This is a genomic window from Staphylococcus sp. HMSC36A10, assembly GCF_001838845.1.
Lineage (GTDB): Bacteria > Bacillota > Bacilli > Staphylococcales > Staphylococcaceae > Staphylococcus > Staphylococcus aureus.
Genome location: NZ_KV839127.1, coordinates 15,578 through 37,427 on the forward strand (window position 1 = coordinate 15,578; position 21,850 = coordinate 37,427).

At 35.4% G+C, this 21,850-nt stretch carries 21 protein-coding genes and 1 other annotated feature; all 21 genes read right to left on the minus strand.

Annotation, left to right across the window (positions count from 1 at the left end; all coding sequences use genetic code 11):
• Nucleotides 1-11: 11 nt before the first annotated feature.
• The 21 genes from tuf to cysE all read right to left on the minus strand — a co-directional run bounded on the left by tuf (nt 12) and on the right by cysE (nt 21,463).
• On the minus strand, nt 12-1,196 hold the full coding sequence (gene tuf / locus HMPREF3247_RS11835) for an elongation factor Tu (protein WP_001040568.1): 1,185 nt from the start codon (nt 1,194-1,196) through the stop codon (nt 12-14).
• A 216-nt stretch (nt 1,197-1,412) separates the two neighbouring features.
• Nucleotides 1,413-3,494 carry an elongation factor G gene (gene fusA / locus HMPREF3247_RS11840; protein WP_000090315.1) on the minus strand — a complete coding sequence of 694 codons (2,082 nt, stop codon included), beginning with the start codon at nt 3,492-3,494 and terminating at the stop codon, nt 1,413-1,415.
• A 122-nt stretch (nt 3,495-3,616) separates the two neighbouring features.
• Complete coding sequence (gene rpsG / locus HMPREF3247_RS11845) at nt 3,617-4,087, minus strand: 30S ribosomal protein S7 (RefSeq protein ID WP_001137495.1); 471 nt, start codon at nt 4,085-4,087, stop codon at nt 3,617-3,619.
• A gap of 65 nt (nt 4,088-4,152) precedes the next feature.
• On the minus strand, nt 4,153-4,566 hold the full coding sequence (gene rpsL / locus HMPREF3247_RS11850) for a 30S ribosomal protein S12 (RefSeq protein WP_001142337.1): 414 nt from the start codon (nt 4,564-4,566) through the stop codon (nt 4,153-4,155).
• Between the two features lie 97 nt (nt 4,567-4,663).
• Nucleotides 4,664-4,918 (minus strand): ribosomal L7Ae/L30e/S12e/Gadd45 family protein, encoded by a 255-nt coding sequence (locus tag HMPREF3247_RS11855; protein WP_000031892.1) that lies wholly within the window; start codon nt 4,916-4,918, stop codon nt 4,664-4,666.
• A 136-nt stretch (nt 4,919-5,054) separates the two neighbouring features.
• A complete protein-coding gene (rpoC, locus tag HMPREF3247_RS11860; protein ID WP_001788197.1) occupies nt 5,055-8,651 on the minus strand; it encodes a DNA-directed RNA polymerase subunit beta' in 3,597 nt (1,198 codons plus the stop codon).
• Between the two features lie 163 nt (nt 8,652-8,814).
• On the minus strand, nt 8,815-12,366 hold the full coding sequence (rpoB, locus tag HMPREF3247_RS11865) for a DNA-directed RNA polymerase subunit beta (protein WP_000918667.1): 3,552 nt from the start codon (nt 12,364-12,366) through the stop codon (nt 8,815-8,817).
• A gap of 214 nt (nt 12,367-12,580) precedes the next feature.
• A complete protein-coding gene (locus HMPREF3247_RS11870) occupies nt 12,581-13,189 on the minus strand; it encodes a class I SAM-dependent methyltransferase (protein ID WP_000020302.1) in 609 nt (202 codons plus the stop codon).
• Between the two features lie 174 nt (nt 13,190-13,363).
• Nucleotides 13,364-13,732 carry a 50S ribosomal protein L7/L12 gene (gene rplL / locus HMPREF3247_RS11875; protein ID WP_001273586.1) on the minus strand — a complete coding sequence of 123 codons (369 nt, stop codon included), beginning with the start codon at nt 13,730-13,732 and terminating at the stop codon, nt 13,364-13,366.
• Between the two features lie 42 nt (nt 13,733-13,774).
• Complete coding sequence (gene rplJ, locus HMPREF3247_RS11880) at nt 13,775-14,275, minus strand: 50S ribosomal protein L10 (protein ID WP_001273087.1); 501 nt, start codon at nt 14,273-14,275, stop codon at nt 13,775-13,777.
• Between the two features lie 37 nt (nt 14,276-14,312).
• Nucleotides 14,313-14,459: a sequence feature (ribosomal protein L10 leader region), on the minus strand.
• Nucleotides 14,460-14,546: 87 nt separating this feature from the next.
• Entirely contained in the window at nt 14,547-15,239 is a 693-nt protein-coding gene (rplA, locus tag HMPREF3247_RS11885; protein ID WP_001074619.1) for a 50S ribosomal protein L1, read from the minus strand.
• A 207-nt stretch (nt 15,240-15,446) separates the two neighbouring features.
• The gene (rplK, locus tag HMPREF3247_RS11890) at nt 15,447-15,869 is read right to left on the minus strand and encodes a 50S ribosomal protein L11 (protein ID WP_001085792.1); all 423 of its coding nucleotides are present in this window, start codon (nt 15,867-15,869) and stop codon (nt 15,447-15,449) included.
• Nucleotides 15,870-16,049: 180 nt separating this feature from the next.
• Nucleotides 16,050-16,598: a transcription termination/antitermination protein NusG gene (gene nusG, locus HMPREF3247_RS11895; RefSeq protein WP_001288302.1), complete on the minus strand. Its 549-nt coding sequence runs from the start codon at nt 16,596-16,598 to the stop codon at nt 16,050-16,052.
• A gap of 12 nt (nt 16,599-16,610) precedes the next feature.
• Complete coding sequence (secE, locus tag HMPREF3247_RS11900) at nt 16,611-16,793, minus strand: preprotein translocase subunit SecE (RefSeq protein WP_001074473.1); 183 nt, start codon at nt 16,791-16,793, stop codon at nt 16,611-16,613.
• A gap of 55 nt (nt 16,794-16,848) precedes the next feature.
• Complete coding sequence (gene rpmG / locus HMPREF3247_RS14580; RefSeq protein ID WP_001788193.1) at nt 16,849-16,992, minus strand: 50S ribosomal protein L33; 144 nt, start codon at nt 16,990-16,992, stop codon at nt 16,849-16,851.
• A 114-nt stretch (nt 16,993-17,106) separates the two neighbouring features.
• Nucleotides 17,107-17,676: a sigma-70 family RNA polymerase sigma factor gene (locus HMPREF3247_RS11905; RefSeq protein WP_000872876.1), complete on the minus strand. Its 570-nt coding sequence runs from the start codon at nt 17,674-17,676 to the stop codon at nt 17,107-17,109.
• 80 nt (nt 17,677-17,756) lie between these two features.
• Entirely contained in the window at nt 17,757-18,281 is a 525-nt protein-coding gene (locus tag HMPREF3247_RS11910; protein WP_000664738.1) for an NYN domain-containing protein, read from the minus strand.
• On the minus strand, nt 18,281-19,027 hold the full coding sequence (gene rlmB / locus HMPREF3247_RS11915) for a 23S rRNA (guanosine(2251)-2'-O)-methyltransferase RlmB (RefSeq protein ID WP_000390332.1): 747 nt from the start codon (nt 19,025-19,027) through the stop codon (nt 18,281-18,283). The genes HMPREF3247_RS11910 and rlmB overlap by 1 nt, the downstream gene beginning before the upstream one ends.
• Before the next feature lie 7 nt (nt 19,028-19,034).
• Nucleotides 19,035-19,439 carry a Mini-ribonuclease 3 gene (locus HMPREF3247_RS11920; protein ID WP_000370182.1) on the minus strand — a complete coding sequence of 135 codons (405 nt, stop codon included), beginning with the start codon at nt 19,437-19,439 and terminating at the stop codon, nt 19,035-19,037.
• Entirely contained in the window at nt 19,432-20,832 is a 1,401-nt protein-coding gene (cysS, locus tag HMPREF3247_RS11925; protein ID WP_000631973.1) for a cysteine--tRNA ligase, read from the minus strand. The genes HMPREF3247_RS11920 and cysS overlap by 8 nt, the downstream gene beginning before the upstream one ends.
• Nucleotides 20,816-21,463, minus strand: a complete 648-nt coding sequence (cysE, locus tag HMPREF3247_RS11930) for a serine O-acetyltransferase (protein ID WP_001805237.1) — start codon at nt 21,461-21,463, stop codon at nt 20,816-20,818. Before cysE ends, cysS begins: the two co-directional genes overlap by 17 nt.
• Nucleotides 21,464-21,850 lie beyond the last annotated feature (387 nt).

Here is a 21,850-nt window from a genome sequence, read left to right on the forward strand (position 1 = left end):
GAAATTAGAAATTATTTAATGATTTCAGTAACAACGCCTGATCCTACAGTACGTCCACCTTCACGGATTGAGAAACGAGTACCGTCTTCAATCGCGATTGGAGCGATTAATTCTACTGTCATTTCAACGTTATCACCAGGCATTACCATTTCAGTACCTTCTGGTAAGTGAACAACACCAGTTACGTCAGTAGTACGGAAATAGAATTGTGGACGATAGTTTGAGAAGAATGGAGTGTGACGTCCACCTTCGTCTTTTGATAATACGTATACTTCTGCTTTGAATTCAGTATGTGGTGTAATTGAACCAGGAGCAGCTAATACTTGACCACGTTGTACGTCTTCACGAGCAACACCACGTAATAATGCACCAATGTTGTCACCAGCTTCAGCGTAGTCTAATAATTTACGGAACATTTCAACACCTGTAACAGTTGTTTTAGATGTGTCATGTAAACCGATGATTTCAACTTCTTCACCAACTTTGATTTGACCACGTTCAACACGGCCTGTAGCAACAGTACCACGACCAGTGATTGAGAATACGTCCTCAACTGGCATCATGAATGGTTTGTCAGAATCACGTTCTGGAGTTGGAATGTAAGTATCTACAGCTTCCATTAATTCTAAGATTTTTTCTTCGTATTGAGCATCGCCTTCTAAAGCTTTTAATGCTGAACCAGCGATTACAGGTACATCGTCACCTGGGAAGTCATATTCGCTTAATAAGTCACGAACTTCCATTTCTACTAATTCTAATAATTCTTCATCGTCAACCATGTCAACTTTGTTTAAGAATACTACTAATGCTGGTACACCAACGTTACGTGATAAAAGAATGTGTTCACGAGTTTGTGGCATTGGACCGTCAGCAGCAGATACTACTAAGATACCGCCGTCCATTTGAGCAGCACCAGTGATCATGTTTTTAACGTAGTCAGCGTGTCCTGGGCAGTCAACGTGAGCGTAGTGACGTTTGTCAGTTTGGTACTCAATGTGAGAAGTATTGATTGTGATACCACGTTCTTTTTCTTCTGGAGCGTTGTCAATCATGTCATATGATTGTGCAACTGAGTCACCATTTTTTGCTAATACAGTAGCGATTGCTGCTGTTAATGTTGTTTTACCATGGTCAACGTGACCGATAGTACCGATATTGGCATGTTCTTTAGAACGATCGAATTTTTCTTTTGCCATTATAAAATCTCTCCTATTCTAATTAAAAATAATATTTAAATTTATCTCTCATGATAGTTTCTCACCATCATGAGAAATTATTTATAGCGATGCAAAAAGAATTTTACAATTCTTTTATAATGCATTCACCCCAAAAAATCAAACTATAAAGATGATAGCTTACATTTAAGCTCACCTTGTATTTTAACCTAGGCTAGCTAGTCAAAACAAGTTATATTATTCACCTTTATTTTTCTTGATAATATCTTCAGCGATTGATTTTGGAACTTCAGCATAGTGATCGAAGTACATAGTGTAAGTACCGCGACCTTGAGTGTTTGAACGTAATGATGTTGCATAACCGAACATTTCTGAAAGTGGTACATAAGCATTAACAACTTGTGCATTACCACGAGGTTCCATACCATCAACACGTCCACGACGAGATGTTACGTCACCCATGATATCACCCATGTACTCTTCAGGCATTTCAATAGTTACTTTCATCATTGGTTCTAAGATTACAGGATCACATTTTTTAGCAGCTTCTTTAAGTGCTAATGATGCAGCAATTTTGAAGGCCATTTCAGATGAATCGACATCATGGTATGAACCATCATATAATTTAGCTTTAACATCAATTAAAGGATAACCTGCTAAGACACCATTTTCCATAGCATCTTTAAGACCAGCTTCTACTGATGGAATGTATTCACGAGGAACTACACCACCAACGATAGCGTTTTCGAATTCGAAACCTGCGCCTGTTTCGTTTGGTGTGAATTCAATGTGAACATCACCGTATTGACCTCGACCACCAGATTGACGAGAGAATTTACCTTGAACTTGTGCAGATGATTTGAATGTTTCACGATATGAAACCATTGGAGCACCTACGTTACATTCAACGTTGAATTCTTTCTTCATACGGTCTACTAAGATGTCTAAGTGAAGCTCACCCATACCACCGATGATAACTTGTCCAGTTTCTTCGTCAGTGTGTGCATGGAATGTTGGGTCTTCTTCTTGTAATTTAACTAAAGCTTGAGTCATTTTATCTTGGTCAGCTTTAGATTTTGGCTCTACTGATAAGTGAATAACTGGCTCAGGGAATTCCATTGATTCCAAGATAATGTCATTTTTCTCACCACATAAAGTATCACCAGTACCTGTATCTTTAAGACCTACCGCAGCAGCGATATCTCCAGAGTATACAGTATCGATTTCTTGACGTGAGTTAGCGTGCATTTGTAATAAACGACCTACACGTTCACGTTTACCTTTAGTAGAGTTCTTAACGTATGAACCAGATGTCATTGTACCTGAATACACACGGAAGAATGTCAATTTACCAACATAAGGGTCAGTCATAACTTTGAACGCTAATGCAGCGAATTCAGCTGAATCGTCTGCTTTCGCGATTACTTCTTCTTCAGGGTTGCTAGCACGGTGACCAATAATTGGTTTAACGTCTAGTGGTGAAGGTAAGTAATCAATTACAGCGTCAAGCATTAATTGAACACCTTTGTTTTTGAAAGCTGTACCACAAAGTACTGGGTAGAATTCTACGTTAGTAGTAGCTTGGCGGATAGCTTCTTTTAATTCAGAAACTGAAATTTCTTCGTCACCAAGATATTTTTCCATTAATTCGTCGCTAGTTTCTGCAACTGCTTCGATTAAGCTAGCACGAGCTTCTTCAGCTCTATCTAAGTGGTCTTCAGGAATTTCAATTTCTTCAATTTCAGTACCTAAATCATTTGTATATTTGAAACATTTCATTTCAACTAAGTCAATGATTGCTTCGAATTCGTCTTCCGCACCAATTGGTAATTGGATTGGAGCAGCGTTAGCTTGTAAACGATCATGTAATGTACTTACAGAGTATTCGAAGTTAGCACCTAATTTGTCCATTTTGTTTACAAATACGATACGTGGAACACCATAAGTTGTAGCCTGACGCCAAACTGTTTCAGTTTGAGGTTCAACACCTGATTGTGCATCAAGTACTGTAACTGCTCCGTCAAGTACACGTAATGAACGTTCAACTTCTACAGTGAAGTCTACGTGTCCAGGTGTATCGATAATGTTTACACGGTGACCTTCCCAAGCTGCTGTTGTTGCAGCAGATGTGATAGTAATACCACGGTCTTGTTCTTGCTCCATCCAGTCCATTTGTGAAGCACCTTCGTGTGTTTCACCAATTTTGTGGATACGGCCAGTGTAATAAAGAATACGTTCAGTCGTAGTCGTTTTACCAGCATCAATGTGAGCCATGATACCGATATTACGAGTTTTTTCTAATGAAAATTCTCTAGCCATGTATTTTTTCTCCTTCCAGTTTATATTACTGAATAAATACGATAGATATGGCGATGCCCTAAGCATGAACGCTTAATGAAAATTCATTAATATAGAACACACTCAGGGTAAAAGCTTTTATCTTACCAACGGTAGTGAGCAAATGCTTTGTTTGCTTCAGCCATTTTGTGAGTGTCCTCACGTTTCTTAACGGCACCACCTGTATTATTTGCTGCATCTAAAATTTCGTTAGCTAAACGATCTTCCATCGTTTTTTCACCACGAAGACGTGCATAGTTAACTAACCAACGTAAACCTAAAGTAGTACGACGCTCTGGACGAACTTCTACTGGTACTTGATAGTTAGAACCACCTACACGACGAGCTTTAACTTCTAATACTGGCATAATGTTGTTGATTGCTTCTTCGAATACTTCTAATGCATCACGACCACTGCGTTGTTCAACTAGGTCGAATGCTGAATAAAGAATTCTTTGTGCTGTTCCACGTTTACCATCTAACATAATTTTGTTAATTAATTTAGTTACTAACTTAGAGTTATGAATTGGATCTGGTAATACGTCTCTTTTAGGTACTGATCCTTTACGAGGCATAATGTAAATCCTCCCTTCCTTATATTAAATATTTTAAGTTTAAGATTTAATTAAAAACTAAATTCTTAGTTTTTAGGTTTCTTAGTTCCGTATAATGAACGACCTTGTCTACGTCCGTCAACACCTGAAGTATCAAGTGCTCCACGTACAATATGGTAACGCACACCTGGTAAGTCTTTTACACGTCCACCACGTACAAGTACAACACTGTGTTCTTGTAAGTTATGGCCGATACCAGGGATGTATGCGTTAATTTCGATGTTGTTTGATAAACGCACACGTGCATATTTACGTAACGCTGAGTTAGGTTTTTTAGGTGTCATTGTACCTACACGAGTACATACACCACGTTTTTGTGGTGAGTTTAAGTCAGTAAATTTTTTCTTTTTACTGTTGAAACCTTTATTTAAAGCTGGAGAATCTGATTTTTTGATTTTGCTTTGTCTTGGTTTACGTACTAATTGGTTAATAGTTGGCATGTGATATGTCCTCCTCTCTTCACTTTTTAATCCCACACATCCAGGTGGTTCATTTTTAGGTTAAATAAAATTTAGTAAGTAAAACACTTACTAATTCTCATTTAATCAATGCTACTATTGTCGCATTGACGTTAATACCTACATGTTTACCCAAAGCATGTTTGCTTTTGAAAAAAGATACAGGTATATTTTTCTGATTGATTTGGCTTAACACGCGAGTCATTAAATATACTTCAACGTCTTCAGCAATAATCAAAGATGTAACTTGATCTTTCTTTAACGCTTTAAGCGTTTCTTTAAGACCAACTACAAAATGTTGTTTGTTAAAGCGTGCAACTTTTTCCTTAGACAATAATTTATCCTCCAAAGTTCTGCTTGCATCAACCTTTAATATATTAACATTGAACAAGAGAATTCGTCAACATTAAATCAAATAATTTACATAAAAATAACAAGAGGCTAAAGCATTAGCCTCTGTTATATACTTGTTATTCCGTTACTTCAGTTTGAGATTCAACTTCTGCAACTGGTTTAGCTGTTTTTTCGTATTTTACGTCGCTATAACGTCTCATACCAGTACCAGCTGGAATTAACTTACCAATAATTACGTTTTCTTTAAGACCTAATAAGTCATCACGCTTACCTTTAATTGCTGCATCTGTAAGAACTCTTGTTGTTTCTTGGAATGATGCTGCAGATAAGAAACTTTCTGTTTCAAGTGATGCTTTAGTAATACCAAGTAATACTGGTTTAGCTGTTGCAGGACGCTTACGGTGTTTAAATGCTTCTCTATTTGCATCTGTAAAGTTATGAATATCAACTAATGAACCTGGTAATAACTTCGTATCACCTGCTTCGATAATTCTAACTTTACGTAACATTTGTCGAACCATAACCTCAACGTGTTTATCGTCGATTTCTACACCTTGCATACGGTAAACTTTTTGTACTTCTTTTAATAAGTAGCTTTCAGTCGCGTTTAATCCAGCAACAGATAAGTAATTCTTAGGTTCAATAGAACCTTCAGTTAATACTTCACCACGTTGAACTGGTTGACCGATTTCTACAATAATTCTTGAAGTACCTGAAGCAAGGTATGATCTTGTTTCATTAGCACCTTTAACAACAATTTCTTGTTGTCTATCTTTTGCTAATTTAATATCTTCTACGACACCTTCGATTTCCGTAATTACCGCTTGACCTTTAGGGTTACGTGCTTCGAAAATCTCTTGAATACGAGGAAGACCTTGTGTGATATCGCTACCTGCTACCCCACCTGTATGGAATGTACGCATTGTAAGCTGTGTACCTGGTTCACCGATAGATTGGGCTGCAATTGTACCAACTGCTTCACCAACTTCAACTTTTTCACCAGTAGCAAGGTTTTTACCGTAACATTTTTCACAAACACCATGTCGTGCGTTACAAGTAAATGCTGAGCGAATATACATTTGTTCAATACCAGCATCTGTAATTTTCTTAGCAATTTCAGGTGTAATTAATTCATCAGGACGAATGATTATTTCATCAGTTTCAGGATGACGAATTGTTTCTTTAGAATAACGACCTTCAATACGTTCGATAAATGGTTCAATCATTTCTGTACCTTCTTTAATATCAGAAACTAATAAACCTCTATCAGTACCACAGTCTTCTTCACGAACAATAACATCTTGTGCCACGTCAACAAGACGACGAGTAAGATATCCTGAGTCAGCTGTTTTAAGTGCTGTATCGGCAAGACCTTTACGTGCACCGTGAGTTGAGATGAAGTATTCAAGTACTGTTAAACCTTCACGGAATGAAGATGTGATTGGTAATTCGATAATCTTACCAGATGGTGCGGCCATCAATCCACGCATACCTGCTAACTGTGTAAAGTTAGATGCGTTACCACGGGCACCTGAATCACTCATCATGAAGATTGGGTTAGTTTTATCAAGTGATTGCATCAATTCACCTTGAATTTGATCTTTTGCATCTGTCCAAATTTCAACAACTGCATTATATCTTTCTTCTTCAGTGATTAAACCACGGTTGAATTGTTTTGTAATTCTGTCGACTAATTTTTCATGCTCATCAAGTATTTGTTGCTTATCAGGTAATACTACGATATCAGCAACACCTACTGTAATACCAGCTTTAGATGAGAATTTGAATCCTAAGTCTTTCATACGGTCTAACATCATTGATGTATCAGTGATGCTAAATCTGTTGAATACTTCTGCAATAATATTACCTAAGAATTTTTTGTTGAAAGGTTCAATTAATTCTTCATTTTCAAAGTATTCTTTTAATCCACCTTCACCTAAAGTTGTAGGATCGATGAAATATCTGTTTGGTGTCTTTCTTTCTAAGTTTTCTTGCGTAGGTTCATTAATATAAGCAAATGAATCTGGAATGATTTCATTGAATATAATTTTACCTACTGACGTAGCAAGAATCTTTTTGTTTTGTTCTTCAGTAAATGTTGGATTATTGAACGAACTTGCATGTACACCAATTCTAGTGTGTAAATGTACAAAGCCATTTGCATATGCTTTTAATACTTCATTTGTATTATTAAAGATTGCGCCTGTATTTACTGCATCTTTTCTTTCTAAAGTAAGGTAATAGTTACCAAGTACCATATCTTGTGATGGTGTAACTACAGGTTTACCATCTTTAGGGTTCAAGATGTTTTGTGCTGCTAACATCAACATTCTTGCTTCAGCTTGTGCCTCTTTTGATAAAGGAACGTGAACCGCCATTTGGTCACCGTCAAAGTCAGCGTTATAAGCTGTTGTTACAAGTGGATGTAGACGAATCGCACGACCTTCAACTAAAGTTGGTTCAAATGCTTGAATACCAAGTCTATGAAGTGTTGGTGCACGGTTAAGTAATACAGGATGTTCTCTAATTACTTCTTCCAATACGTCCCAAACTTCATCATCCATGCGTTCGATTTTACTCTTCGCATTTTTAATGTTAGTTGCAATTTCACGTTGAACTAATTCTTTCATTACGAATGGTTTAAATAGTTCAAGTGCCATTTCTTTTGGTAAACCACATTGGTACATTTTCAAGCTTGGACCTACTGCAATAACTGAACGTCCTGAATAGTCAACACGTTTACCAAGTAAGTTTTGACGGAAACGACCTTGTTTACCTTTTAACATATGAGATAAAGATTTTAATGGACGGTTACCTGGGCCAGTAACTGGACGACCACGACGACCATTATCAATTAAAGCGTCAACGGCTTCTTGTAACATACGTTTTTCGTTTTGAACGATGATACCAGGTGCACCTAAATCTAATAAACGTTTCAAACGATTATTTCGATTAATTACACGACGGTATAAATCGTTTAAGTCACTTGTTGCAAATCGTCCACCATCTAATTGAACCATTGGACGAATTTCTGGTGGGATGATTGGAAGTACATCTAAAATCATCCATGAAGGTTTGTTACCTGAATTACGGAATGATTCAACAACTTCTAAACGTTTAATTGCACGAGTAAGTCTTTGACCAGTAGCTGATTCCAACTCATCGCGTAACAATTTAAGTTCTTCGTCAAGATCAATCTCTTCAAGTAAATCTTTAATACCTTCTGCACCCATTTTTGCAACGAATTGACCTGGGTATTTATCATAATAATCTCTGAATTCAGCTTCAGATAATAAAGTTTTCTTTTCTAAACCAGTTGGACCTGGATCTACAACAACATAAGAAGCAAAGTAAATAACTTCTTCTAATGCTCTTGGTGACATGTCAAGTAATAATCCCATACGGCTTGGTATACCTTTGAAATACCAAATGTGAGAAACTGGAGCAGCAAGTTCAATGTGACCCATTCTTTCACGACGTACTTTAGATTTAGTTACTTCAACTCCACATCTGTCACAGACCATGCCTTTGTAGCGAACACGTTTGTATTTACCACAACTACATTCCCAGTCTTTTGTAGGTCCGAAAATCCTTTCACAGAATAGACCATCTTTTTCAGGTTTTAATGTACGGTAGTTGATTGTTTCAGGTTTTTTAACTTCACCAAAAGACCAAGAACGGATTTTTTCAGGTGAAGCCAATCCTATTTTCATATAATGGAAATTATTTACATCAATCAAGGAGCCTACCTCCTTCAATTTAGATTAGCTGTGCTATTTGATTGATTTGCATTTATTTAAAATGGCTTAAAGTACTAAACTGAATCATCAATAAAATTCAGCTTAGTATCTTTTTGCCTGTTTTGTAAATTGCGTATTAATCAGTAACTTCTTTTTGTGTTTCAGGAGCATCATTTTGTTGTAAATCTACTTTACGTTCTACAACATCATCGTCATCAACGTCTGTCATTTCGATTTCATTATCTTGCTCATCCATAACTTTTACATCTAAACCTAAACTTTGTAATTCTTTCATCAATACTCGGAATGATTCTGGAACACTTGGTCTAGAGATGTTTTCACCTTTAACAATAGCCTCGTATGTTTTCACACGTCCTACTGTATCATCGGATTTGTAAGTTAAGATTTCTTGTAATGTGTATGCAGCACCATATGCTTCAAGTGCCCATACCTCCATCTCACCGAAACGTTGTCCACCGAATTGCGCTTTACCTCCAAGTGGTTGTTGTGTAACAAGTGAATATGGTCCTGTTGAACGCGCATGTAATTTATCATCAACCATGTGCGCAAGTTTCAACATGTACATTACACCTACTGAAATACGGTTATCGAATGGTTCACCTGTACGTCCATCATAAAGTACAGTTTTACCATCACGAGCCATACCAGCTTCTTCAATTGTTGACCATACATCGTCATCGTTTGCGCCGTCAAATACTGGTGATGCAACGTGAATACCAAGATTTTTAGCAGCCATACCTAAGTGTAGCTCTAATACTTGTCCGATGTTCATACGAGATGGTACACCAAGAGGGTTTAACATGATATCGATCGGACGTCCGTCTGGTAAGTAAGGCATATCTTCTTCAGGAACAATCTTAGAAATGACACCTTTGTTACCATGTCGACCACACATCTTATCACCAACATGAATTTTACGTTTTTGAACGATGTATACACGTACTAATTGGTTTACACCAGGTGATAATGTATCGTCGCCTTCTTCGCGATTGAATACTTTTACATCAAGAACGATACCGCCAGCGCCGTGAGGTACACGTAATGAAGTATCTCTAACTTCACGTGCTTTTTCACCAAAGATTGCATGTAACAATCTTTCTTCGGCAGTTAACTCAGTTACACCTTTAGGCGTTACTTTACCAACTAAAATATCTCCATCTTTTACTTCTGCACCAATATAAACGATACCACGATCGTCTAAGTTCTTAAGTGCACTTTCAGAAACATTAGGAATATCTCTTGTGATTTCTTCAGGTCCTAACTTAGTATCACGTGCTTCTGATTCATACTCTTCAATATGAATAGAAGTATACACGTCATCTTTCACAAGTCTTTCACTCATGATAACGGCATCCTCATAGTTGTAACCGTCCCAAGTCATGAAACCAACTACTACGTTTCTACCTAATGCCATTTCTCCTAATTCCATAGATGGTCCATCTGCTAAAATCTCGTTATACTCAACAACATCTCCAACTGCAACGATTGGACGTTGGTTGTAACATGTACCTGAGTTTGAACGTTTAAATTTAGCTAATGGATAGCGATCTAATTCACCTTCATGCTCAACGCCGTTCTCTTCAACTAGACGACGTACAAGAATTTCATTAGATTCAACATGTTCAACACGACCTCTGTGCTTAGCTGTAATAGCTGCACCAGAATCACGTGCTGCAACGTGTTCCATACCTGTACCAACAAATGGTGCTTCTGGATTCATCAAAGGCACTGCTTGACGTTGCATGTTCGCACCCATCAATGCACGGTTTGAGTCATCATTTTCTAAGAATGGAATACATGCTGTCGCTGCTGAAACAACTTGCTTCGGCGATACATCCATATAATCCATTTTTTCTTTAGCCATAACTGTGTTGTTACCACGGAAACGACATACAACTTCATCATCCATGAAACGACCATTTTCATCTAATTTAGAGTTTGCTTGTGCTACAACATAGCTATCTTCTTCGTCAGCTGTTAAATAGTCAATTTGATCAGTGATAGCATGTGTATCTAAATCAACTTTACGATATGGTGTTTCAATAAAGCCGAATTCATTTACACGTGCATAACTTGATAATGAGTTAATCAATCCAATGTTTGGTCCCTCAGGTGTTTCAATTGGACACATACGGCCATAGTGAGAGTAGTGAACGTCACGTACTTCCATTTGAGCACGTTCACGTGTTAAACCACCAGGTCCTAATGCTGATAGACGACGTTTATGCGTTAACTCAGCTAATGGATTTGCTTGGTCCATGAATTGTGATAATTGAGAGCTACCAAAGAATTCTTTAATAGATGCAATAACAGGTCGAATATTAATTAATTGTTGAGGTGTGATAGACTCAGTATCTTGAATTGACATTCTTTCACGTACAACTCTTTCCATTCTTGATAAACCGATACGGAATTGGTTTTGTAGTAATTCACCTACAGAACGTAAACGACGGTTACCTAAATGGTCAATATCATCTGTATATCCAATACCGCTTAATAAGTTAAAGAAGTAACTCATTGAAGCAATGATATCTGCTGGTGTAATGCATTTAACTTCTGAGTCAGGGAAAGCATTACCAATTACAGTTGTCGTACGACCTTCATCATCGTTAGGAACATATACTTTAATTGATTGAATTTCTACTGGCTCGTCTATAACGCTACCATGCAATTCAAACACTTCGCTGTTTGCATTTGATTCAAGTACATCCATGATTTCGTCGATTTTACGACGATCAAGCACTGTACCTTCTTCAACTACAATTTCACCAGTTTCAGTATTTACAATTGGCTCAGCTAATTTTTGATTAAATAAACGATGTTTTAAATGTAATTTTTTGTTTGTTTTATAACGACCCACGCTTGCTAAGTCATAGCGTTTTGGATCAAAGAAACGTGAATACAATAGACTTTTAGCATTTTCAACAGTTGGTGGTTCACCTGGACGTAAACGTTCATAGATTTCTAATAACGCTTGTTCAGTGTTTTCAGTGCCGTCTTTCTCTAAAGTATTACGTAAATATTCATTGTCACCTAAAAGGTCAACAATTTCTTGGTCGCTTGAGAAACCTAATGCACGTAACAATACTGTTAATGGTAGTTTACGTGTTCTATCAATACGTACGTATACAACATCTTTAGCATCTGTTTCATATTCTAACCATGCACCACGGTTTGGAATAATTGTTGCATCATAGTTTTCACGACCATTTTTGTCGATTTTTTCATTGAAATAAACGGATGGTGAACGAACTAATTGAGATACGATTACACGTTCTGCACCATTGATAACGAACGTACCTGTATCAGTCATTAATGGGAAATCACCCATAAAGACTTCTTGTTCTTTAACTTCTCCTGTTTCTTTAATGATTAGACGCACTTTTACACGAAGAGGTGCAGCATAAGTAGCGTCACGGTTTTTAGATTCTTCTAAATCATATTTTGGTTCTCCTAAACGGTAATCCACAAACTCTAATGACAAATTACCAGTAAAATCTTCAATTGGAGAAATGTCTCTAAACATTTCGATTAAACCTTCTCTTAGGAACCACTCGTAAGATTTAGTTTGAATTTCTATTAAGTTTGGTAATTCTAATACTTCTGAAATTCTCGCGTAGTTTCTACGTTTACGATGTCTTCCATATTGGACAACTTGACCTGCCAAACAGATTCACCCCTCAAAAATTATGTGATCCGCTTTTAGCTAAATACCATAAGCATATTAATAAAAAGACAAAAAGAAAACGGCAACACTAATGATGACACCATTTTCGATTCTATATTTATTCTTAATTAACTTATCTATTTAACGTAAAAGTACACACTTATTGAACATAAATTTTTACATTATATAACTATAACAGAATATCCATTTCATTTCAAGCTTTTATACTTCTCAGAATGTAATATCCTTTATCTTTATTTACCACTTCTACATTTCCAAAAAGTTCATTCATTCTTTTCTTTGCAGATGGCATACCTTGCTTCTTCTGAATTACAACGAATAGTTCACCGTTCGAGTCTAATCTATGTAATGCTTGCTCGAATATACGATGCACGGTTTCTTTCCCTGCTCTTATTGGTGGATTGGTTAAAATAAAATCAAAACTTTTGTCTTCCACAGCAGACAAAGCATCACTTTCCTTTACGATCGCATTATCAATACCATTTATTTTTTTGTTTTTTTCAACTAAGGCTAGCGCTCTGTGATTAACATCTAGCATTGTAATTGAATGATGTGGTGATACTTTAGCAATCATCAAACCAATTGGTCCGTAACCACAACCAACATCGGCAATTCGCTTACTTGGACCAGGTGGATGCGCTTTTAAAAAAGTTTGAACAAGAACATCTGAACCATAATCTACTTTATCTTTCGAAAACACTCCATTATCAGTTATTAAATCAATTTTATGATGGTTTAATTGATATTGAATACGTTGTTCATTGCTAATTACACTTGGATCTTCATCGTAATAATGACTCATTATTCCACCTCATCTTCACTTTGTAACTCGTCATTATAATTATAACATTTCACTCAGTCTTTAAATGAATAAAACCCCGTTATCAAAATAACGGGGTTTTAACTTCTCAAAGAATCATTATATTATAGCAATACTTGCTATAAAACTTTGATTATTAAGTTTAAGATACTTGAATTATTTTAATTCTACAGTAGCTCCAACTTCTTCTAATTGTTCTTTAAGTTTTTCAGCTTCTTCTTTAGGTAAAGCTTCTTTGATTACTTTAGGAGCTCCGTCTACTAATTCTTTAGCATCTTTTAATCCTAAACCAGTTGCTTCTTTAACAGCTTTAACAACTTTGATTTTAGATGAACCAGCTGAAGTTAACTCAACGTCAAATTCAGTTTTTTCTGCTGCAGCGTCAGCGCCACCAGCTGCACCTGCTACTGCTACTGGAGCAGCTGCAGTTACACCAAATTCTTCTTCAATTGCTTTTACTAAGTCGTTTAATTCTAATACTGACATTTCTTTAATCGCTTCAATGATTTGTTCATGATTAGCCATTTTATAATTCCTCCATTATTTTTAATTTTTTTACGCTAAAAATTATTCAGCGCTTTCTTCTTTTTGTTCTCCAATAGCTTTAACCGCATAAGCGAAGTTGCGTACAGGAGCTTGTAATACTGATAAAAGCATAGATACAAGACCATCGTGTGAAGGTAATGAACCAACAGTTTTAACTTCTTCTGCTGTAATAACATTGCCTTCCATAACGCCTGATTTAATTTCTAATGCTTCATGATCTTTAGCAAATCCAGAAATTACTTTCGCTGCAGCTACAGCATCTTCACTTGAAGTTGCAATAGCAGTAGGACCTGTTAAGAATTCATCTAAGCCTTCGATACCAGCTTTTTCAGCTGCACGACGTACCATAGTGTTTTTGTATACTTTATACTCAACACCAGCTTCACGTAATTGTGAACGTAAGTCAGTAACTTCAGCTACTGTTAATCCACGGTAGTCAACGATTACTGTTGAAACTGAATTTGATAGTACCTCAGCAATTTCATCAACTAGTTGTTTTTTAGCTTCAATGATAGCAGACATTCAGACACCTCCATTTAAATTTTTGGTGCTTTTTTTAAAATTAATAAAAAAAGCACTTTCTACCCACGGCAAAAAGCGCTTGAAAGATCATAGATCATCACGTTCAAGTCAATTTTAGCCTCGGCAGGATAAATTTTAAGTTATAAATAACTCCTACTGTCTTAGGTAAAATAATCACAATAAGTAATATAACTTGGAAATTACTTATTGTCAATATATTTTTACAGACTGAAAGATATTTCTTTCAGCCTGTAATTGTTTATATTATTTATTATTTGAAACTTGCAGTATCAATTTTAACTCCAGGACCCATTGTTGTAGTTACAGCAACAGATTTGAAGTATGTACCTTTAGCAGATGATGGTTTAGCTTTAGCTAATACATCTTGTAAAGTATTGAAGTTTTCAATTAATTGTTCATCAGTAAATGAAACTTTACCAATTGATGCATGTACGATACCAGCTTTTTCAGCACGATATTCTACTTTACCAGCTTTGATTTCTTCAACAGCTTTTTTAACATCCATTGTTACAGTTCCAGTTTTAGGGTTTGGCATTAAACCTTTTGGTCCTAATACACGACCTAATTTACCAACTTCACCCATCATGTCTGGTGTAGCAACTACTACATCGAAGTCGAACCAACCTTGTTGGATTTTTTGAACGTATTCTGCTTCACCTACATAGTCAGCACCTGCTGCTTCAGCTTCAGCAATTTTGTCACCTTTAGCGAATACTAATACACTTTGTGATTTACCAGTTCCGTTTGGTAATACAACTGCACCACGGATTTGTTGGTCATTTTTACGTGTATCAATTCCTAAACGGAATGCAACTTCAACAGAAGCGTCAAAGTTAGCAATGCTTGTTTCTTTAGCTAATTTAATTGCTTCTTCAACACTGTAGTGCTGAGTACGGTCAACTTTACTAGCTGCTTCTTGATACTTTTTACCTTTTTTAGCCATTTATAGTTCCTCCTTTAGTGGTTTTAGCGGAATTTCCTCCCACATTACTTGCTATATGCAAGTTAAGAGCAGACAACAGAAGAATTAATCTTATGAATAAATCAATCATTAATCTAGTCATTCAGATTATATTTATAATTCATCATTATTATCTCTGTTATCTGCTTCATCGTTTAAATCATGTAATCAAATTTAATATTCGTAAAATTATTCTACAACGATACCCATACTACGTGCAGTACCTTCGATAATACGCATAGCTGCTTCTTCGTCAGCAGCGTTTAAGTCTTGCATTTTGCTGTTAGCAATTTCGCGTACTTGATCTTTAGTTACTGTAGCAACTTTAGTTTTGTTTGGTTCGCCTGAACCTTTTTCAATACCAGCTGCTTTTTTAAGTAATACTGGAGCCGGTGGAGTTTTTGTAATAAATGTAAATGAACGATCTTCATAAACACTGATTTCTACCGGAATAATTAAACCTGCTTGATCTTGAGTACGTGCATTGAACTCTTTACAGAATCCCATGATGTTCACACCTGCTTGACCTAATGCTGGACCAACTGGTGGTGCTGGATTCGCTTTACCTGCAGGAATTTGTAATTTAACAACTTTATCTACTTTTTTAGCCACGATGTGCACCTCCTTGATATCGTGATGTGGTCACAGGGCTCAGTTTTGCCCTCCCACTCTTAACATTTCGTGACGAAATGGGCGCTCTAAAAGCGCGACCACATAATTTTAACACTTTTCTAATTAAAAAATCAATACTCTTTTTTATCTTTTGGTTAGTTTAATAACTTTAATTGTTAATTAAAGCTTTTCTATTTGATCGAATTCAACTTCTACTGGTGTTTCTCGGCCAAACATATCTACTAATACTGTTAGCTTAAACTTATCTGTTTCAATTTCTTGAACTTCACCAACTTGATTCGCAAATGGACCTGATTTAATACGAACTTGCTCGCCAACTTCGAGTTCAACATCGATAGTCTTTTCTTTAAGACCCATTTGTTTTAAGATGAAGCGAACTTCTTCTGGTAACAATGGATTTGGCTTAGACCCTGCACCTGCAGAACCTACAAAACCAGTAACACCTGGTGTATTTCTTACCACATACCATGATTCATCTGTCATGATTAATTCCACTAAAACATATCCAGGGAATGTTTTTTTAACAGTCGTTTTAGCTTTGCCATCTTTTACTTGAGTTTCTTCTTCTTCCGGTATGACTACTCTAAAGATTTGTTCAGTCATATTCATAGATTCTACTCTTTTTTCTAAATTCTTTTTAACTTTATTTTCATATCCAGAATATGTATGCACTGCATACCAACGCTTTGCGCCAACTTCTTCAGACATGTCTTCACTCCTCTAACCAAATAATAAATTTTTCAATGCTGTAATTCCTAAATCTAAGGCATAGAAAAAGACTAAGAAGAATATAACAGTAGAAACTACAATTACAGTATATTTAAATAGCTCTTCTTTCGTCGGCCAACTTGTTTTTTCCATTTCAGACTTAACGCCTTTAAAGAAACTTTCTTTTTTAGCCATCTGCTCAACCTCCAAATCCTTTGAACATATTATCAAAGTATTATTTCGAATGTATTTATTTCGATTCTTTATGAATTGTGTGCGCGTTACATTTTGGACAATATTTCTTTAAGGTTAATCTTGTTGCCGAGCCTTCTTGCTTAGGAACATTATAATTTCTATTGCCACAAGCTTCACAATTTAAAGGTATTTTTCTCACAATAATTCACCTTTATTCATTATAATACCAGTATACTATACATAAAATTTATAACAAATGTCAAACCATCAGTAAGTAACACGTTCTAATTCAATTCACGTCCTAAGGCGCTTTTCAAATCATTTTGAAATAACGTTTTATTTTATTTTTACATCGTTGTATGGCATTATAAATCACTTTCTCTTTTACATGCATCAGTTGAGCAATTTCTCTCGGCTTATATTGTTCACACATTAAATACATGACATCTTTTTCAAATGCACTCAAATACTTAAACTGACGAATCAACTCTTTAATTGCTAATTTATTCAAATAATTGTTTTCAACATCATAACGCTTTATTGCACATGGATACGTAACTCTATATTCATTAATCAAATTATCCATTCTTTTATTTGTAGCTAAATATTTTCTCAAATAATCATACTTTACAGACGTAATTAAACATTGAACATAATTTGTGAAAGGCTGCTCTCCACTAAAATCAAATGTTTGGACCGACCTATACATCCGTATAAGTATTTCTTGATATAAGTCTTCTAAATCATAATGATTAAATCCAAATGTTTTGATGCGTCGAATAATTAATGGTTGTAGATCCATTACTAACTTTTCGAAGTCTTTATCATTTATTGCATTGTTACGTTTGATTGTACTGTCTTGAGTTGTCAAATCGTATTTCAAATATTAAACTAACCCCTTCTATCTAAAATTTAAGGTTAGTTTAATATTGTTACATTCAAAATTTCAAGATGACGGAAATGTCATTTCTTATGATGTCCTCTTCGTATTTTTTCAAATTCTGCAAGGATTTCAGAAGATAACGGAATTCGAGTTCTTGGCTTGTTTTCACTTATATCATCTAATGATTTACTCACATCAATTTCATTTTCTTTTAAATCTCTCCACATTTCGCGAGATGATATTCTATATGCACCTGATCCAAAGATAGCATGTTGCTCACTCATATCACTTGTTACAACTGTAATATGCTTAGTATGCTTGTCATAAAGTTCATAAACATAACGTTCTATGAAACTATCAGCTGTTTCTTTTTCCTTGGTAAAAATCGTTTTAACGCCATGATACATGTATTCTCTTTCAACACCCGATTGGTCATAAGCATCGAAAACACAAATAATTTCATCTGAAATAACTGCATTATAATTTGCAATTGCATCTATTAATTGCATTCTAGCTTCTTCTAAATTCTCTTTTGCAATGGCGCTTAGCGTTGGTGATTGTCCTATCATATTGTATCCATCAATGATTAAGTAACGTTCTTTCATTATATTTCTCCAACATCATGTCTTTTTCGAAATACTTCGTACATCATTAAACTTGCTGCAACCGAAGCATTCAAACTGTTTACATGTCCAACCATTGGAATCTTAATATAAAAATCGCATTTATCACTTACTAGGCGACTCATACCCTGTCCTTCGCTACCAATTACAATAGCCAATGACATGTCCGCTTCTAGATTTCTATAATCTGTTGCATTATTAGCTTCAGTGCCAGCTACCCAAAAGCCATTATCTTTTAGTTCATCGATAGTTTTAGCTAAATTTGTCACTCGAATAACTGGTACATGTTCAATTGCACCTGTTGAGGCTTTTGCAACTGTTTGCGTTAGTGTAACTGAACGACGTTTAGGAATAATAACACCATCAACTCCCGTTGCATCGGCTGTTCTTAAAATTGATCCCAAGTTATGCGGGTCTTCTAAGCCGTCTAATATAAGTACTGTCGATAAACCTTCTTTTTCTTTTTGCTGTTTTAAAAATTGATCGAAGTCAGCATATTCATATGGTGCAATAAGCGCTGCAACACCCTGATGTGGTGCATTTGCTAAAAAATCTAATTTAGATTTTGGTACAGTTTGAACAATGATTTTTTGATCTTTTGCATTTTTTAAAATTTCATTAATTTGTTGCTTTTTAATACCTTCTTGAATCAATATCTTATTTATCGGATGCCCAGTAATAATCGCTTCTCTAACAGCATGCCTACCAACAATAACCGTATCTTCCACATCGTCACTACCTTTCGTTTACTATTGTTATTATTTTATTTAATAATGCCTCTAATCGTTCTTCTCTTTTTTCTAAATAAAGAAAACCTATCACTGCTTCTATCGCTGAACTTTTACGATATGTTTGAACATCAGTGTTTTTAGCTTTAGTATGACTTTTCGCGTTACGCCCTCGCTTCAAAATATCCATTTCTTCGTCTGTAAACCATTCTTGCTCCATTAAATATTCTAACGTTTGCGCCTGACTTTTGGCAGATACATATTTTTTAGACATTTGATGTAGTTTATTAGGCTTACTTTTAAGCTTTAAAACGATATAGGTACGTACATATTGATCTAAGACTGCGTCTCCCATATATGCTAAGGTCAATGGATTCAATAATTTAATGTGATTATCTTGTTGATTATCCACGTTTAAATCTAACCCCTTGAGGTGTGTCTTCTAATATAATGTTTTGTGATTTCAGCATGTCTCGAATCTCATCTGCTCGTGCAAAATCTTTGTTTTTCCTTGCTTCATTACGCTCTTCGATTAATTTTTCAACATCTTCATCCAATAATTCATCTGCATTTTTAGATTTTAACGGTACACCTAAAACATCGCTGAAAATTTGATAAACTGCTTTAAATTTATCAATTACTTCTGTTGATGTTGTATTCTCTAGTACATATTTATTCGCAAGTTTTGCTAAATCATACCAAGCTGTAATTGCATTAGCTGTATTAAAATCATCATTCATAACTGTTTCAAAACGATTTAAAATCGCATCAATTTGATCAATATATGTCTGTTGATTTTCAATATTAGTAGCAATTTGTGCGCGCTCTTCAATTAATTGATAACTATTGCGAATACGCTCTAGTCCACTACGTGCTGATTCTACCAATTCTAGATTATAGTTAATTGGGCTTCTATAATGTACGCTAATCATAAAGAATCTTAGTACATCTGGATCAACTTCTTTAATAATATCGTGAACTAAAATAAAGTTGCCTAGTGATTTACTCATTTTTTCATTATCAATATTAATGAAACCATTATGCATCCAATAATTAGCAAATGGCGCATGATTATGTGCTTCTGATTGTGCTATTTCATTTTCATGATGTGGAAATTGTAAATCTGAACCACCCGCATGTATATCAATTGTAGGTCCTAGCTCATGAAATGCCATTACAGAACATTCTATATGCCATCCTGGTCTACCTTCACCAAATGGGCTATCCCAACTAATCTCGCCAGGCTTCGCTTTTTTCCACAATGTAAAATCAAGTGCATCTTCTTTATGCTCTCCTGCATCTATACGAGCACCCACTTTTAAGTCATCTATGGATTGATGACTTAATTTACCATAACCTTCAAATTTACGTGTTCTAAAGTAAACATCGCCACCACTTTCATATGCATAACCTCGATCCACCAAATCTTTAATAAATTGAATAATGTCATCCATATGGTCCATTACCCTTGGATTTGAAGTCGCTTTTCTAACATTTAACGCACCAACATCTTCATGAAAAGCAGCGATATATTTTTCTGCAATTTCGGGAACAGACTGATTTAATTCTTGAGAACGTTTAATTAATTTATCATCTACGTCTGTAAAATTTGATACATATTCTACATTATATCCTTGGTATTCAAAGTAACGTCTCACTACGTCATAATTAATTGCTGGTCTTGCGTTACCAATATGAATGTAGTTATATACAGTAGGACCACATACATACATTTTTACTTTCCCTGGTTCTATAGGCTTGAACACTTCTTTTTGACGTGTAAGCGTATTATATAATGTAATCATCTTGAATCTCTCCATTCCTAGTCTTTTCAAGTTGTCGTTCTAAATGCTTAATTTGTTCATAAATTGGATCAGGTAGATGGCGATGATCAAATGTTTTTCCAACTCGAACACCATCTTGCTTAACAATATGTCCTGGTATACCAACAACCGTTGAATAACTTGGAACTGATTGTAAAACAACTGAATTTGCACCAATATTTACATTTGAATTTATTTTAATATTTCCTAAAACTTTCGCACCGGCTGCTATTAAAACATTGTCTCCTATATCTGGGTGTCTTTTCCCTCTTTCTTTCCCTGTCCCACCAAGTGTCACGCCTTGATAGATTGTCACATTATCACCAATTGTACATGTTTCTCCTATTACAACGCCCATACCATGATCTATAAATAGACGCTTTCCAATTTTAGCACCTGGATGGATTTCTATACCTGTGAAAAATCTTGAAATTTGAGATATCGCGCGTGCTGCAACATATTTTTTTTGGTTGTATAACTTATGTGCAATCAAATGACTCCAAACTGCATGTAAACCTGCATACGTTGTAATGACTTCTAATGTTGAACGTGCCGCTGGATCCTGCTCAAATACCATTTTTATATCGTCTCTCATTCTTTTTAACAAGATCATTTCCTCCTCAATGATTGAACTACGTAAATACATAATTGAAGTACCTGCGAAATTAAATATCAAAAAAGCACCACTAACATACAAATTGTATTGTTAGAGGCGCTTCCGCACGGTTCCACTCTGAATTTAGCGAATAACATTAATAATATTGCGGGCGCTTCCAAATTATCAAGGAAACTAAGTCAACTTAATGCTCATCACTCTCATTATATATTTAATTCATTTTACGAAGGTGCATTCATTAATTTCTACGTTGTACTCACAGCAACCGTACACTCTCTGCATCGTATAAATTTAATTACTAATCCTTCGTTTTATATAAAATACTTTATTCATATTGTTGTAATTTGTTAATACAACTTTATCATATGTGGTTACGTTATAAAA

Coding starts and splice junctions, on each gene's coding strand:
- HMPREF3247_RS11910 (WP_000664738.1), bottom strand. CDS start 18,281: ATGAAAGAACGTTACTTAATCATTGATGGATACAATATGATAGGACAA.
- cysS (WP_000631973.1), bottom strand. CDS start 20,832: ATGATTACATTATATAATACGCTTACACGTCAAAAAGAAGTGTTCAAG.
- secE (WP_001074473.1), bottom strand. CDS start 16,793: ATGGCTAAAAAAGAAAGTTTCTTTAAAGGCGTTAAGTCTGAAATGGAA.
- rpsG (WP_001137495.1), bottom strand. CDS start 4,087: ATGCCTCGTAAAGGATCAGTACCTAAAAGAGACGTATTACCAGATCCA.
- tuf (WP_001040568.1), bottom strand. CDS start 1,196: ATGGCAAAAGAAAAATTCGATCGTTCTAAAGAACATGCCAATATCGGT.
- cysE (WP_001805237.1), bottom strand. CDS start 21,463: ATGATCTTGTTAAAAAGAATGAGAGACGATATAAAAATGGTATTTGAG.
- fusA (WP_000090315.1), bottom strand. CDS start 3,494: ATGGCTAGAGAATTTTCATTAGAAAAAACTCGTAATATCGGTATCATG.
- HMPREF3247_RS11870 (WP_000020302.1), bottom strand. CDS start 13,189: ATGAGTCATTATTACGATGAAGATCCAAGTGTAATTAGCAATGAACAA.
- rplA (WP_001074619.1), bottom strand. CDS start 15,239: ATGGCTAAAAAAGGTAAAAAGTATCAAGAAGCAGCTAGTAAAGTTGAC.
- nusG (WP_001288302.1), bottom strand. CDS start 16,598: ATGTCTGAAGAAGTTGGCGCAAAGCGTTGGTATGCAGTGCATACATAT.
- rpsL (WP_001142337.1), bottom strand. CDS start 4,566: ATGCCAACTATTAACCAATTAGTACGTAAACCAAGACAAAGCAAAATC.
- rplL (WP_001273586.1), bottom strand. CDS start 13,732: ATGGCTAATCATGAACAAATCATTGAAGCGATTAAAGAAATGTCAGTA.
- rpoC (WP_001788197.1), bottom strand. CDS start 8,651: ATGAAAATAGGATTGGCTTCACCTGAAAAAATCCGTTCTTGGTCTTTT.
- rplJ (WP_001273087.1), bottom strand. CDS start 14,275: ATGTCTGCTATCATTGAAGCTAAAAAACAACTAGTTGATGAAATTGCT.